12 protein-coding genes, 1 tRNA gene and 1 pseudogene are annotated in these 16027 nt (G+C 42.4%); 4 read left to right on the plus strand and 10 right to left on the minus strand.

Features of this window, described 5'->3' with window-relative positions; genetic code table 11:
- The 10 genes from QUW60_RS14285 to QUW60_RS14330 all read right to left on the minus strand — a co-directional run.
- Nucleotides 1-271 (minus strand): DUF4372 domain-containing protein (locus QUW60_RS14285; protein WP_289561314.1); only part of this gene is annotated, 271 nt, incomplete at its 3' end.
- 255 nt (nt 272-526) lie between these two features.
- Nucleotides 527-1807, minus strand: a complete 1281-nt coding sequence (locus tag QUW60_RS14290; protein WP_289561317.1) for a toxin-antitoxin system YwqK family antitoxin — start codon at nt 1805-1807, stop codon at nt 527-529.
- Nucleotides 1808-2141: 334 nt separating this feature from the next.
- Nucleotides 2142-2987 carry a hypothetical protein gene (locus QUW60_RS14295; protein ID WP_289561319.1) on the minus strand — a complete coding sequence of 282 codons (846 nt, stop codon included), beginning with the start codon at nt 2985-2987 and terminating at the stop codon, nt 2142-2144.
- A gap of 141 nt (nt 2988-3128) precedes the next feature.
- Nucleotides 3129-3212: transfer RNA gene (locus QUW60_RS14300), tRNA-Leu, on the minus strand.
- 146 nt (nt 3213-3358) lie between these two features.
- Nucleotides 3359-4672, minus strand: coding sequence for a ribosome biogenesis GTPase Der (gene der / locus QUW60_RS14305; protein ID WP_258336694.1), 1314 nt, complete (start codon nt 4670-4672; stop codon nt 3359-3361).
- Nucleotides 4673-4705: 33 nt separating this feature from the next.
- Complete coding sequence (gene era, locus QUW60_RS14310; protein ID WP_258336695.1) at nt 4706-5587, minus strand: GTPase Era; 882 nt, start codon at nt 5585-5587, stop codon at nt 4706-4708.
- Between the two features lie 79 nt (nt 5588-5666).
- Nucleotides 5667-6665, minus strand: coding sequence for a beta-ketoacyl-ACP synthase III (locus QUW60_RS14315; RefSeq protein WP_258336696.1), 999 nt, complete (start codon nt 6663-6665; stop codon nt 5667-5669).
- Between the two features lie 110 nt (nt 6666-6775).
- On the minus strand, nt 6776-6961 hold the full coding sequence (gene rpmF / locus QUW60_RS14320; RefSeq protein WP_007565939.1) for a 50S ribosomal protein L32: 186 nt from the start codon (nt 6959-6961) through the stop codon (nt 6776-6778).
- 17 nt (nt 6962-6978) lie between these two features.
- Complete coding sequence (locus QUW60_RS14325; protein WP_289561325.1) at nt 6979-7515, minus strand: YceD family protein; 537 nt, start codon at nt 7513-7515, stop codon at nt 6979-6981.
- A gap of 135 nt (nt 7516-7650) precedes the next feature.
- Nucleotides 7651-8589 carry an IS1595 family transposase gene (locus QUW60_RS14330; protein WP_434736874.1) on the minus strand — a complete coding sequence of 313 codons (939 nt, stop codon included), beginning with the start codon at nt 8587-8589 and terminating at the stop codon, nt 7651-7653.
- Nucleotides 8590-8824: 235 nt separating this feature from the next.
- On the opposite strand from QUW60_RS14330, the gene QUW60_RS14335 reads away from it, so the two are divergent.
- The 4 genes and pseudogenes from QUW60_RS14335 to QUW60_RS14350 all read left to right on the plus strand — a co-directional run.
- Entirely contained in the window at nt 8825-10195 is a 1371-nt protein-coding gene (locus QUW60_RS14335; RefSeq protein WP_289561327.1) for an ATP-binding protein, read from the plus strand.
- Nucleotides 10196-10200: 5 nt separating this feature from the next.
- Nucleotides 10201-13042, plus strand: a pseudogene (locus QUW60_RS14340) (TOTE conflict system archaeo-eukaryotic primase domain-containing protein).
- Nucleotides 13043-13582: 540 nt separating this feature from the next.
- The gene (locus QUW60_RS14345; RefSeq protein WP_289561329.1) at nt 13583-14866 is read left to right on the plus strand and encodes a site-specific integrase; all 1284 of its coding nucleotides are present in this window, start codon (nt 13583-13585) and stop codon (nt 14864-14866) included.
- On the plus strand, nt 14863-16027 hold a 1165-nt coding region (locus QUW60_RS14350; RefSeq protein ID WP_289561331.1), incomplete at its 3' end, for a site-specific integrase. The genes QUW60_RS14345 and QUW60_RS14350, both read left to right, overlap by 4 nt.

Below are 16027 nucleotides of genomic sequence, written 5' to 3' on the forward strand. Positions count from 1 at the left end.
GTTGCTCATTGGCCTTGCTGAGATTGCTTCGTGTTACAGATTTCCCGATTCCGAGATGGTAGAGTTTCCCAGCGTGTGCTTCCATAGCCACAACCAGATCCCGGAGGCTCTCCCGATTGGATAGCTGACCAAACATCATCGTAAGTAGTTGATTCCAACGGGTATAACTCTTGATATATTTGTTGCCATTGTATTTTTTCACAATGTATTTGAATTTCTCGTAATCAAGGAATTTAACTAATTGAGAGAAAACGTACTCGTCTTTAAACATAACGGTCTGATTTTGACCGCAAAGTTAAATTCAAGTCTCGGAAATCTAAAATTGCCTATAACAAATTGAATTTCAACAAATTCAAAGAACTTCTATGATTTTTTAGTGGACACTAATGGAGTCATATAACAAATTAATCTATATAATGTCTAATGATATCTTTCATAATAATGGAACAATACAAATTAAGAAACTTTGCATTGTTCCATTAACAAAAACTCCCAATAACATTTTAGGCTATTTTTACTCTAAAAATCATTTGCTTATATTCCATGGAAATGAATAAATTGCTCCGCCGATATTTATATCAATAGTCATGGATTTTCCCTTTTTACGCTCTATATTAATATATCCCGAAATGGTTTCTCCAGGATAAATAGTAGTACGTTTTAAATAACCTTCTTCTTTAATTGCCCTATCCGATAGTAAGGAGTTACTATATGAAGCGACTCTTTCACTAGCTATTACTTGCGCTTGATATGCAGCGGCGGCATCATAAGTCGTCGTTGTTGATGAAGAACTTCCAAAATATGATGAGGTGCCAGAGTAATTGCCAAAAGCATAACCTCCACTTCCATAAGCAGAAGCATGTCCCGTGCTATAGGAAGAACCGCTATAGGAGGAGTTGGTTGTACTTGTAGAATATCCAGCACTTGCTGCAGACATTCCTTCTCCAATGGCTGCTAATGCCATAGCCCAATTCTGTTGACGACGAACTTTTTTCATATATTCTTCTGCAGAATATACCCTAAGTGCTCTTTCATTCCCTTTTTTGTCAATCAGTTTAGCATTAATGTTATTAGGTTCAAATTCAATTGGAAACATAGAATTGTTAGCTATAACTATAGGAATCTGAAAATATTTCCCATAATCACGAACCTCATTATTAGTCATACCTATCATGATACCATTTTTATTATAATAAGGCCATGCTTCCCCATTTTTATACTCTGTTTGTTTTTCATTTAAAGATGGAGACTCATAAACAGGTTGCTTACTGGACAAACTTACTTTACTACAATATCCATCTTTATTTGATATGGTATAATAGTTATAAAGAGGTATGCCATTAGCATATTCTATTTGCATACACAAATTGCCATCTTCGGAAAATTCAGTATATATGCCATGCAATTTATCATCTTTAAAATTGGCATGAAGTAAAATCAACCCATCTTCCTTATATTTTATATATTCTCCTTCTTGCTTACCATTTATTCGATTCCCTTTTTGCTCTATTTTCCCGGACTTATAATAGTTAATAAATTCTCCATCAAAAACAGACTTGGAATCATCATATTTATCAATACTGATATATTCCCCTTCAGATTGAAGTTCTCCTGTAATATAATAATCTCTAAATTTCTTTTTTAGATTATTGTCGGCCGATAATGCATATACACGATAATAAGTGGCAAAAGTTTTCTCGCACCCCTTCCAATCTTTGTCATAGTACAACGTATCTAGTGTTGTTTGCCCTATAACTACATTTGCTGTATAAAAACAGCTCAAAATAGCAATAAAAAACTTTTTCATTTGATCCATAATTATATCAATCAGCCCCCATTGATGTTTTAATTAACCACGAAGCGTGGAACTGCAATGCCCACGTCTTGTATTGGAGGTCCTGAGAAAACCCTAGTGTATAGATGTAGTAATAGCAGCCCACGCTATAGCGTGAGAACCACTATGCCTTTTCTCATACACTATTTGAAAGTTTCTCAGGTTTCCAAATACGAGTCAAGCATAACGCTTCTTTCTTTTCTAATATGTCTAGGAGAGAGTTTCCTCACTCCGGCTACAAAGGTACAAAATGTACGCAATAAAAGTGCAAAAAAACTGGATTTTAACGATATAGATAAAAATAATCCTATTCAATTATATTCTCATATAAAATGGTGTAATCTTGTAAGATTGTTCCTTTTTTGCTCTTACCACCAATATGTACCTTTTCACCAATCTTTTTAATTTGAGTTTCATAGGCTACAACTAATTTCATTTTCTTATCTACTGCATCGGGCGTTATTGCAACATTAAATCCTAATTGTCCTCCTGTTTGAACAGATGGATACATAACGCCATCAAAAGCATGATCTGTCGTAACCACTTCTGTGAATATTGCAGATATAAGATAATTATAATCGAAACCGTCTTCGTTCTTTTTAGAAAATTCTTTGGCAAAATACTTAGCTGAAATGTCTATATCCTTAGCCGCATCAGGATATTTCATTAGAAAATCTTCATATGCTATTTTAAGTTCTCCAAGCAAAGAATTATCTGCATCGTGAAAATAATCTTTATGTATAACAACTAAGAGATGTATATCCTCAATAACTTCCCATTTCCCGAATGTGATTGTTTGTTCTCCACTTGTTTCCATACCTTCTCTTATTAAGGAAGAACTTTCGCATGCAGAAATAAATCGGGTATCTATAATGTTTTGCTCTTCTGGAACAATACATCCATAAAACATAGTTCGCATAGGCGTACTTGCTCTTTGACACTGTTTATTATACTGTTGAGGTTTATATGATAAATCTGAAACCGTTTTTAAGTTTCCATCACAACGTGCCCTTGTGATTGTTTTGCCTGGATGTAGTGTAAAAATAACAAATCCAACTTTACCAAGCTCACGTATCAATTCTCTTATTTCAAAATAAGGGTATTGGCTTAAATCTAATGCTTCTAAACGGTTTATAATCGTTTGCTTGTCCATAATATATAGATTTTCATAAGATAGAATTTGCGCCAAAGTAAATGCCGTTTAATAGAATGCTATATGGGAACAAAACGGGAACATTCTTAAAAGATAAAAAGGATAAGTCGTTTATTACTAACCACTTATCCTTTTATCTAGTACCCAGACCCGGGGTCGAACCGGGATGGATGTTACTCCACTGGTGTTTGAGACCAGCGCGTCTACCGATTCCGCCATCTGGGCATTCCATTGAATTGCGGTGCAAAGGTATAAACTTTCCGGCAAAACACAAATAAAATGCCCGTTTTTTTCTTCATTTCAATAAAAAGAGGTGCAAAAATGCTTTCTACAGCCATCTTTACACCTCTTCTCCTATACTGGTATGAATATTATTTCTGGCGAATAAAAATATTTATCGGAGTCCCCGACAGATTCCAGCGCTCGCGAATCTTGTTCTCAAGGAAACGCTTGTAAGGTTCTTTCACATATTGCGGAAGATTCGCAAAGAACACAAACGAAGGAATCCTCGTGTTAGGCAATTGAGTCACGTACTTGATCTTTATGTATTTGCCCTTGTTCGAAGGAGGCGGATAAGCCTCGATCAAAGGAAGCATCTCTTCATTCAGACGGGCCGTTGATATTTTTGTCGTGCGCGCCTTATATACTTCCGTCGCTGTTTCAAGCACTCTAAAGATGCGCTGTTTAGTCAAAGCAGAAGTAAAGATTATCGGAAAGTCTGTGAATGGAGCCAAGCGATTGCGGATTGCATCTTCGTATCCCTTCATAACCGCATCCGTCTTTACCTCAACCAAATCCCACTTGTTTACAACAACCACCAAACCTTTCTGATTACGCTGAATCAATGAAAAGATATTCAGGTCCTGTCCCTCTATCCCACGGGTAGCATCAAGCATCAGGATACAGACATCTGCATTTTCTATCGAACGGATGGAACGGATCACTGAATAATACTCCAAGTCTTCGGTCACCTTATTCTTTTTACGGATACCTGCCGTATCAACCAAATAAAAATCAAAGCCGAACTTATTATAACGCGTATAAATCGAATCACGGGTCGTGCCAGCTATCTCAGTCACGATATTCCGTTCTTCTCCGATGAATGCGTTCACGATGGATGACTTTCCTACATTCGGGCGTCCCACTACAGCAAAACGGGGTATATCCTCATCCAGGATTTCCGAGGCCTCCTTCCTGAACTTGCTCAGAATGCAGTCGAGCAGTTCGCCCGTACCGCTTCCGCTCATTGCAGAAATACAATACGGATCGCCCAAACCAAGCGAATAAAACTCTGCCGCATTATACTGCAACATATTATTGTCTGTCTTGTTTGCCACCACAATCACCGGAGTCTTGGAACGACGCAGAATATTAGCCACATCCATATCCAAGTCTGTCACTCCATTCATCACGTCTACCACGAACAGAATGACATCCGCTTCTTCAATGGCCAAAACCACCTGCTTGCGTATTTCCTCTTCAAAAATATCATCCGAGTTCACTACCCAACCGCCTGTATCTACGACTGAGAATTCCTTACCTACCCATTCCGACTTTCCATACTGGCGGTCGCGGGTTGTACCGGCCTGTTCATTCACAATCGCCTGACGACTCTGTGTCAAGCGATTAAACAGTGTCGACTTCCCCACATTGGGACGTCCTACAATTGCTACTAAATTTCCCATAACATTATTACATTTACGGCTTCGCAGCCGAGATTAATCCAATTGATAGCCGAAATTTTTCAGTTCTTTGTCAGAACTTCTCCAATCTTTATCGACTTTCACAAAAAATTCTATATAGATTGACTTCTGAAAGAAATGCTCCAAAGCTCTCCGCGCTTCCGTAGCCACTTTCTTCAGCGCCACACCATTATGCCCGATAATGATTCCCTTCTGTGATTCGCGCTCCACATAAATAACCGCATTGATGTGAATGCTCTTCTGCTCTTCTTTAAACTTTTCAACCACAACTTCCACCGAATAAGGAATCTCTTTGTCGTAATAAAGCAGGATTTTCTCCCGAATGATCTCAGTCACAAAAAAGCGGGCAGGCTTGTCAGTCCACTGATCCTTGCCGAAATAAGGAGGCGAATCCGGCAGAAGCTCCCTGATGCGCTTCATCACCACGTCTATATTGAACTTCGCCTTTGCCGATATCGGAATGATCTCAGCGTCAGGCAAAAGCGCATGCCAAGCCTCCACTTGTTTAACCAAAGCCTCCTGATTGCTCAAATCAATTTTGTTGACCAGCACTAAAACCGGAACCGTCATTTTTTTCACCTTCTCCACAAAATCCATGTTCTTGTCTGGCTTTTCAACCGTATCAGTCACATACAAAAGGATATCGGCATCAGCCAGCGCAGACTCCGAGAAATTCAACATAGACTCCTGCAGCTTATAATTCGGCTTAAGCACTCCAGGGGTATCAGAGAAGACGATCTGCATATCATCCGTGTTCAAGATTCCCATGATACGGTGACGAGTCGTTTGGGCCTTGAAAGTGGCGATAGAAATACGTTCGCCCACCAACAAGTTCATCAATGTGGATTTCCCCACATTAGGATTTCCCACAATATTAACAAATCCGGCTTTGTGCATAACAATCAATTATTTAATAGCAGACAAAAAAACGCATCGGATCGGGATGCGTTTTTTGTCATTTGAAGAATTTTTCAAATCATTTTCCGTCATATCCCCACTTCACATAGCAGGCGCCCCAAGTGAATCCGGCGCCGAATGCGGTGAAGATAATATTGTCGCCTTTCTTAAGCTGCTTCTCATAATCCCAAAGACAAAGAGGCAATGTGGCAGCACTGGTATTTCCATAACGCTGTATGTTAATCATTACCTTCTCCAAAGGAACTTCAAGACGGGAAGCCACAGCATCAATAATGCGCAAGTTAGCCTGATGAGGCACAATCCAGTTAATATTGTCCTTATTCAGTCCGTTGCGTTCAGCTATCTGTGCAGTAGCGTCCGACATGTTTGAAACGGCATACTTAAATACGGTTCTTCCTTCCTGATACAAATAATGCATCTTGTTGTCAATCGTAAAATAAGAGGGAGGACAGACTGAGCCGCCGGCCTTCATGTGAAGGAAAGGAAGTCCTTTTCCGTCGGTTCTCAGCAGAGAATCCATGATTCCGCAGTCTTCTGTCGTGGCTTCCACCATGCAGGCCGCCGCTCCGTCACCAAAAATCGGGCAAGTGGCCCTGTCGGCATAATTGACCATCGATGACATCTTATCGGCACCTACAATAATCACTTTTTTATGACGCCCCGACTGAATCAGTCCGGCTGCGGTATCCATAGCAAAGAGAAATCCGCTGCAAGCAGCCTGAAGGTCGTAGGCAAAAGCGTTCTTCAGTCCCAACTTGTCGCAGAGAATAGAAGCAGTAGAAGGGAAATGATAATCCGGAGTCGTAGTAGCCACAATTACGCAGTCAATAGAATCCGGATCAGAATTCGTCTTCTGCATCAATTGTTTGGCTGCCTTACGCGCCATATAGGAAGTACCCAATCCCTCTTCATTCAAGATACGCCTTTCTTTTACGCCGATACGTGTCATAATCCACTCGTCGTTGGTATCAACCATTCGTGACAATTCTTCATTTGTCAACACATAGTCTGGAACATATCCGCCGACTCCTGTAATTACAGCATTAATTTTTTCCATCCTTTCAAATTTAAGCCTGTGAGTGATAAAAAAACAGCCGGACGAGCCGAAAAGGCTCTCCGGCTTTATTCCTTACCAAACACATGATGTGTTCAATCAAGCTGTCCGGTTTAGAGGGCAGCTTCTTTTTCAATCGCTAATTTACCTCTATAGTAACCGCAAGCTCCACAAACAGTGTGATAAACATGCCATGCACCACAGTTAGGGCAGATAGCTAAAGTAGGAGCAACTGCCTTGTCGTGAGTTCTTCTCTTGGCAGTTCTCGTTTTTGATTGTCTTCTTTTAGGATGTGCCATTGTTTTAAGTTTTTTATTTAATTATTATTCAATATTTTCTTCAGTTCGTCCCATCTCGGATCACTCTCCCGATCATCATCCGAAATCGCTTCCGTACCCTCCTCCATATCTTCGTAATCCTCAAGCTCTTCTGCCGGGGACGAGATGCAGCTATGTTCGTTCAGCACTCCCATCATTTGCTCATTGCATTCACCGGGAGCATGAACTTTCTTCATGGGCAAGCTCAATGCCACAAATTCATAAATGAACCATGAAACATCAATATACCCATCTTCCTCAGGCACTGTGACAAAGTCTTCTTCTTCCGAAAAATCGGAACCCAACTTCACTTTCAAGGCATTGTCTGTATTTACCGGAAGTTCCAGTTCGTCAAGGCAACGGTCACACACAACAGTCACCGCTCCCTCTATATGGAAGTTCAACATATATGCGCCTATCGTCTTTTTCACAGACAATTGGACATTCAGATGTCCTTTCTGGATATCACCAGCATCGATATCCGTAAAAAAACGATCATCAAGCGTGCACTCATATTCACATGAGTCCTGACGCATATCTCTTAACCCTACATTATATATATCAAGCTCTTCCAAGTCGCAATACCCTATAAATCGGGCGACAAAGATACAAATAATAATTCATTTTTTCCAATATAATCCGTTTTTTATTTGTGAAAAATGCTTGCCACCCTACCCATTCCCCTTCATAATGTGCTTGATACACAATCGGAGAAAGAAAAAAAACAATATGAATGTCTGCAAGTTGCCAATTAGTAAGAACTCGTTGAGGTACAGTTGGAGGAACTCCGCTTTTATGTCATGGTAAGTGTCCAGTATGCTCCTTTTGGCGTTGCTGATGGCAATGTGCACCCAAGGCAGGACCTTCCCGATACTCTTTTTGTCGTTCGTAACGACGGCATGATAGGAGGATGCCATCCCGTCCTTTTCAAGGGAGGCATAGCTGCTGAACCTGTCCGTGGCCACATCGGCATTCCCGTCCGTACCTTGCTTAATCTTGCCCGTAATGGTGGAAGCCTTGAAATCGCCGATGACCTGCATCTTTATATGCCCGACACTCTTTGGCATACTGTACATCTTGGCCGGAGGCGTCTTTGGCAGGCAGCTTTCCGCCATGACAAGGACAGGGGTCTTGCGCTGGCTTCCCCGTCCGCGCTTCAACGGGCAATCTTTCTGTTCTTCGGGCGTTTCCGTGGAGAAGAAGCCCTCGTCAACCTCCATGTCCCCATGGAGGGGGGGGTAGCCTCCGTCACGCTTGCCCATCACGTCGCGCAGCTTATGCACCATCTCCCATACGGGCTGGTAATGCTTGCGGCCAATCTGGCGCTGTATCTCCTTGGTGGATATGGCACGCTTTGTCGCCCTCAGAAGGAACATGGCAGCAAACCAGTCACGGACAGGCAGATGGCTGCCTTGCATCACCGTACCGGAACGAAGCAGCATCTCATGCTTGCAATCCATGCACGTCCAGGACTTGTGGCTCGGATTCCAGCTCAGGCGCAAACCGCCGCATTGACTGCAGTACAGGCCGTGATGCTCACGGAAACGACGGAGGGATTCCTCACAGGATGCCTCGTCGGGATATTGACGGTAAAAATCAAGCAGGTTCATAATGCATATGCTTATTGTCTTACGTTTTATATCTTGCATAAAGTGTTCCAAAACATGCCTGTGGGGCAATTTGGCAGTTTAAACTTTGCTATTTTGGTAACATGCGGACATTCATTTAATTGAAATGAAAACATCCTGAAGTTCTTTCTAATCCAAGAAAATGTGTATATTTGCGACTACAATAACCTTGAATATGTGAAATATTAATTAGAGAATAAAGGTGAATACGTGAATTATGAGAAGAAAGATATATGATAAACTGTTGGAATGGAAGAAGAACCATAAGGGTGATACTGCCCTTTTGATAGAAGGAGCCAGGCGTATAGGGAAAAGTTATATCGTGGAAGAATTTGCACGCAAAGAATATGAGTCTTACATTCTGGTGGACTTCAGCAAGGTAAATCCTCAGGTAATGGAGTTTTTCAACCTTTATTTGGATGACTTCGACATGCTTTTCATGAATTTGGAACTTTATTTTAGGCGGAAACTTACTCCACGTCAAACAAAAGACGAAGAAGCCCGTTCTTTAATCATATTCGATGAAGTGCAGTTTTGTCCCCGTGCCCGTGCAGCCATCAAGCATTTGGTGGCAGACAGACGTTATGACTATATTGAGACAGGATCGCTTATTTCCATCAAGAAGAATGTAAAGGACATCATGCTGCCTTCAGAGGAACATGCCATCGAAATGTTCCCGATGGACTTTGAGGAATTCCTGTGGGCTATGGGCGATGAAATGCTGATGCCTTACATCCGGATGCGGTTTGACAAACGTCTTCCGATGGAGGCTTTCCACCGCCGGGCAATGGACTATTTCCGGCAATATCTGATTGTCGGAGGAATGCCACAGGCTGTACAGAAATATGTGGAAACGCGGGACTTTGAAAAGGTGGATGAAGTGAAGCGCGATATATTGGCTCTTTACCGCAATGACATTCACAAATATGCGGACAATCAGGAAACGAAAGTTGCCGCTATCTTTGAGGAGATTCCGGGGCAATTGCAGAAACACGAAAAGAAGTTTGTCTTATCCGCATTGCAGAGTGAAGCCCGTATGCGTGATTATTCGCAGGCTTTCTTTTGGCTGAGTGACGCTAAAATAATTAACTGTTGTTATAATTCGACCGAACCGAGTATCGGCTTGAAACTGAATGAAGAACGTACAACGCTGAAATGCTATATGGGTGACACCGGGCTGCTCATCAGCCACGCCTTTGACGAACGTGGGATAGTAAGTGCGGACCTTTACCGGAAACTGATGTTTGACAAGCTGGAAGTGAACGAGGGAATGTTGGTGGAGAATATCGTGGCGCAAATGCTTCGGGCGGCAGGACACAAACTTTATTTTTTCAGCAACAGTTCCCGAACATCAGCAGATGACCGTATGGAAATTGACTTCCTGATAGCCAAACCTGTAACGACCAGCAGGCATAATATTTCACCCATTGAAGTAAAATCCGGACAGCGCTACACACTGAACTCGTTGAGAAAATGTATAGCCAAATACGGCTCCCAGCTATCCACTCCCTACGTGCTTCACGATAAGGATATGAAAATAGAAAATGGGATTGTGTATCTGCCTTTATATATGACACCGTTGCTTTGAATGACATGGGAAAACAGCTTACATACCAAGAACTATTGGCTGCGTACAACAAACTTCTTAAGGAGAATGAATTTCTTCATAAGGAGGTCGATAGGCTACAGACATTACTAAACAGCAAGGATATTCCTATGACACAGCCCATCATGAAGCAACATTTGTCTTTGGAAGAAAAAGTAAGTGTATTCCGCAATCTGTTCAAGGGACGCGAGGATGTGTTTGCACGGAGATGGCACAGTAGGACAAGCGGAAAATCAGGTTACCAGCCTGTGTGTCGGAACGAATGGGACAAGCAATTGTGTGACAAGAAAAAGTATAAGTGCGCGGAATGTCCCAACAGGTTGTTCAAACCGTTGGAGTATGAGGATATATACCGACATCTTGAAGGGAAAACCCAGGACGGGCAGGATGTAATCGGTGCCTATGCCATTCTTGCCGACAACAACTGCAATTTTCTGTGTGCGGATTTCGATGACAAGTCTTGCGAACATGGATATAAGAAAGATGTGTTGGCATATGTCGGGGTCTGCAAAGATTGGGATATTCCTTGTTCCATTGAACGCTCCCGCTCCGGAAACGGTGCACATGTATGGATATTCTTTGAACTGCCATTGTGCCTCCAAAGCGCGAAGACTGGGATATGCGGTACTAACAGAAGCAATGGAAAGAAACGGGCGGATGACTTTCAAATCATACGACCGTTTCTTCCCCAATCAAGATCGGTTGCCAGAGGGTGGTTTCGGGAATCTGGTGGCGTTGCCGTTGCAAGGGAAAGCACGCAAAGAAGGGAACAGCGTATTTGTGGACGAGAATTTTATTATTTACGAAAACCAATGGAACTATCTGCTTCAGATAAAACGGATTCCCGAAACAACAATTGACGCGATATTGGCAAAGCATGGAACGGATTCCGAATTAGGCGAATTGTCCACTACCAGTGAATCCAAACCGTGGGAGACTCCAGTACCTCAGAAAATCACTCCTAATGATTTTCCAGCCAATCTTGTTCTCATACGTTCCAATATGCTATACATCCCTTTGTCGGGATTGTCTGCAAGGGTCATCAATCATCTGAAACGGATTGCTTCGTTCAAGAATCCGGAGTTTTATGCCAGACAAGGTATGCGCTTGTCTATTTACAACATTCCCCGTATTATTTCTTGTGCCGATATGGAAGAAGATTACATTGCCCTGCCTCGTGGATGTGAAGATGCGGTCGTTACTCTTTTGAAAGACAATCAAATCTCGTACCGAATAGAGGATAAAACCAATCACGGGGAGAACGTAACCGTAAGGTTTAAAGGCGAACTTCGTGAAGAACAGAAAGCTGCCATAGCCAGTTTGACAACGCATAATAATGGAATACTGAATGCCACTACCGCATTTGGCAAAACGGTTACGGCTATCGGTTTGATAGCTGAACGGAAAATAAATACGCTGATATTAGTGCATACTAAATCTTTGTTAGACCAATGGAAATCCCGTTTGGAAGAATTTCTGGAAATAGATTTTACGGAAGAAGACCTTCCTAAGAAACGTGGCCGTAAAAAAGCCTTTTCACCGTTCGGTACATTGGACTCTAAGGGAAATTCACTGCGTGGGAAAATAGACATTGCCCTGATACAATCCTGTTTGGAAGACAACGGGGTGAAATCTTTTGTTCGGAATTACGGAATGCTGATTGTGGACGAATGCCATCATGTATCAGCAGTGAATTTTGAACGGATATTGAAGTATGCCAATGCCCGTTATGTATATGGACTGACAGCTACCGCAATCCGCAAGGACGGGCATCAGCCTATCATTTTCATGCAATGCGGCCCTATCCGCTATTCGGCAGATGCAAAAACTCAAATAGCCTCCCAGACATTCACACGTCTGCTTGTTCCCCGTTTCACTTCTTACAGAGAGTTGACAGATGATAGGTCCACTTATGCACGAATGATTCAGAAAATGGCTGAAGATGAAAATCGGAACAATCTTATCATAGACGATGTGCGTAAGGCATTAATGGAAGGACGTTCTCCCATTGTATTGACCAGTCTTACCGCCCATGTCGAAACTTTGGCAAATGCCTTAGCTCTCCATTGCAAGAATATTATTACTCTTATCGGTTCTGAATCGGCAAGAGAAAAACGGCAGAAAATGAAATTGCTACAAAGTATCTCTCCTACGGAACCGCTTGCCATAGTGGCAACAGGGAAATATGTGGGCGAAGGTTTTGACTATCCACGATTGGATACTCTGTTTTTAGCCTTGCCCGTTTCTTGGAAAGGTATCATTGCACAATATGCAGGGCGTTTGCATCGGGAATATCTAGACAAGAAAGAAGTTCGGATTTACGATTACATCGACATTCGCGTACCGATGTGTGATGTCATGTACAAACGAAGACTACGAGGGTATGCTTCTGTGGGCTATCAAATAATGTCCAATGCACCAATGGATTTATTCAACGAAAGCCATAGCATTATTTTTAATGGGCATACATACCAAAATGAGTTCTTCAAAGATTTGTCCCAAGCGAAATATTCGGTGGTTATTTCTGCGACAAAACTTTGGTTTGCCAAACATTCGCCTATACTTGATATACTAAGGAATTTGTCTGCGCGGGGCGTGGAGGTTATCACATTAATCAAGAGTAACTTTGAAAAGGAAGAAAGGCTAAGAGAAATAGGAGTCAGTATCAAGATTAACGACGCATTGGCTATTGATGTTGCAATCATTGACAAATCCTTGGTATGGTATGGCAGTGTCAACTATCTTGGTTACAACACTGATGAAAATAACGCCATACGCATATATAATTTGGCATTGGCAGAGAATGTCTTAGAAGTGCTTTATACTTAACGCTAATTTTTCTGTCGTTAATAGGTGTTATTACGTTTGGGAAACCTTACGTTGAGGGAAGTGTAATTTTCTCTATTTTTCAGAGGAATAGTTTTAGCAGTGAAGGAGAAAAACATTACTTTTGCAAATGAGAAAGGCGTTCATTTGATTGATGCAGAACATAGAAAAATATAGAAGCCCGCTGGTTTCCAAATCGAGCATCAAAAAAGCAAGATTGCGACAAATAACGTAACTCACTGAATCACACGTGTAAACTTCCATTTTCTTCTTATTGCTGCCAAGTGGCAAAAAAGCAAGATGCAGCGGATTTATGCAGACTTTCCGTTACGAATGCATTACCTGTTTATAGCGAAAGAAGCCTCTCCAAAATCCTTTCAGCAAGGTTGTAGGACAACGGTTTAGCCTGCTTGTGAGGCTTTCCTTTCCATAATGGGTTAAAATAGTTTCTCAACGGATTTTCTTGCACTTGTCCGCACCATTCTGCAAACGGATGATTAGCTCTATTGACTGTAATTTTGCGAACAAAAAATAGAGCTGTTTATGGAAGAATTAAAAGTAACGTTTTACCTCAAGAAGAACGAGGAAAGAGCCGATGGGACGGTACCTATCTTGGGACGAATCCGTATCGGCAAGTCAATGGTACAGTTCAGCACCAAGGTGTATGTCATTCCCTCTCTATGGGACGTCAAGTCTGGAAGGGCTGTGGGCAAAAGCAAGCCAGCCGCAGCCACCAACAAGGAGCTTGACAGGATTTCACTGGACATCCATTCCGCTTACAAGGATTTGTTGGCGAAAAAGGAAACCGTATCAGCGTTGGAAGTGAAAAATGCCTTTCAGGGCATCTCATCCGAGCAGGAAACCCTTGTATCGTTTTATGGCAAATGTAATGAACGGTTTTACGAGAAAGTCGGAACAAACCGTAAAGTGGAAACTTATAAGCGGTATGGTGTGGCATTGAACCACTTGAAAAATTTTATTAGGCAGAAATATCATGTTAAGGATATGCCATTTCAAGCTCTCACTCCGTCCTTCGTTTCCTCTTTTGACCTCTATCTCCGTGCAGACCTGAAAATGGCATTGGGAACAGTGAACAACATTATCGGACGCTTGCGCAGCGTCATCAAGTCGGCACTCAATGACGGACTTTTGCGTAAAGACCCTTTTAACGGTTATACGTTTGATTATCCGCAGATTGTTCCGAAGTTCCTTTCAGAAAAGGAACTGGAACAGATGATGAACACTCCATTGCCGAAACCGAACCTCAATCTTGTGCGTGACGTGTTTCTCTTTTCCGCGTTCACAGGCATCGCCTTCAGCGACATACGCAATCTCACCCAAAAGAACCTTTTGAAAGCGGAGGACGGGATATGGTGGATTCATAGTGCGCGTAGAAAGACAGGAACGCCTTTCCATATTCCATTGCTGGATTTGCCATTGGAACTTATTGCCAAGTACCGTGGCATAGCTCCAAATGGCAGGCTTTTCCCGATGCTCAGTTGCAGCAAGACGAACATTAATCTGAAAAAGATAGCGTCAATATGCGGAATCGAACGCCGGGTGACCTTTCATCTTGCCCGCCATACATACGCCTCGGTAATCACTCTTTCTCAGGGTGTTCCGCTTGATACAGTGCGTGAATTGATGGGACATCGCGACTGGAGGGCTACACAAATTTATGCGCATCTTACCAACGACAAGGTAAGCGAGGATATGGGCAGGTTGCAAGAACGTATCGGTAACAAGTTCGAGTTGACAGACAATAAAATGGCGGAAGTTGTTATTTCAACACCCCAAATCAAACGTACCAAAAGGATGAAACCATGAGACAGGAGAGAAAGACCGCTTACAATACTTTCGCCGTATTGTTTTATATCAACCGACAAAAGGTGAAGAAAAACGGCTTGTGTCCGCTCATGGGCAGGATTTCCATCAACACCGAGGTCGCACAGTTCTCCACGAAAATGGAAGTGCAACCTGACTTGTGGGATGCCAAGGCATACCGTCTGACAGGCAAAAGCCGCACCGCCAAAGAAACCAATGCCAAGATAGACAGGCTTGAAGAGGACATACGCCGTTATTATAAAGAAATTCTTGACGAACAGGGGTATATCACAGCAGAACTTGTCAAGAACGCCGTGAACGGCATCGGGCAACACAAGCGGAAGCTGTTGGAGCTGTATCGTGAGTATATGGAAGACTTTGCCAAACGTGTGGGAATCAACCGTGCGCCAAGCACTCTGAGAAGTCATAAGACATCTTATTGCAATCTTCAGAATTTTATCCGTGAACATTATGGCATTGAGGACATCCCTCTCAAGCAATTGGATTATGCCTTCATCGAAAAGTACGACCATTACTTGCGTGTAGAAAAAGGATTTTCAGGCATGACCATAGAAAACCACATCATCATGCTGAAAACAATGACAAGGACGGCAATGGCACAAGGTACAATCCAATACAATCCGTTTGCTTCGTTCTCGCCTGAAAAGGCGTTGAGGAAGCACCGCCATCTGACAACGGACGAGTTGCAGAGGCTGATGAACACGCCTATCCGGGAAAAGTTCCTGTGTTTTGTCCGCGACCTGTTTGTCTTTAGCAGCTTCACTGGCATCGCATATGCGGATATGTGCAATCTGGATGTTTCCAACTTAAGTAGGGATGGACAAGGAAATCTTTGGATAAAATTCAAACGCCAAAAGACAAAAAGCGAGTGCAGTATACTTCTCCTTGATGTTCCACGGAATATCATGGAAAAATACGAGTGCGAACGGAAAAGCGATAAACTTTTCAATATGCCCTGCCGCTCAGCCATGACCAACAACATGCCTAAACTTGCCAAAGTATGCGGTATAGAACATCGGCTTACCTACCATATGGCAAGACATAATTTCGGCACCCTGATTACACTCTCTCAGGGAGTTCCGCTGGAAACCGTATGCCAAATGATGGGACACAAGAGCATGAACACCACACAAATCTACGCCC

It is taken from the genome of Bacteroides gallinaceum, from assembly GCF_030373775.1.
GTDB classification, from domain to species: Bacteria; Bacteroidota; Bacteroidia; order Bacteroidales; family Bacteroidaceae; genus Phocaeicola; species Phocaeicola excrementipullorum.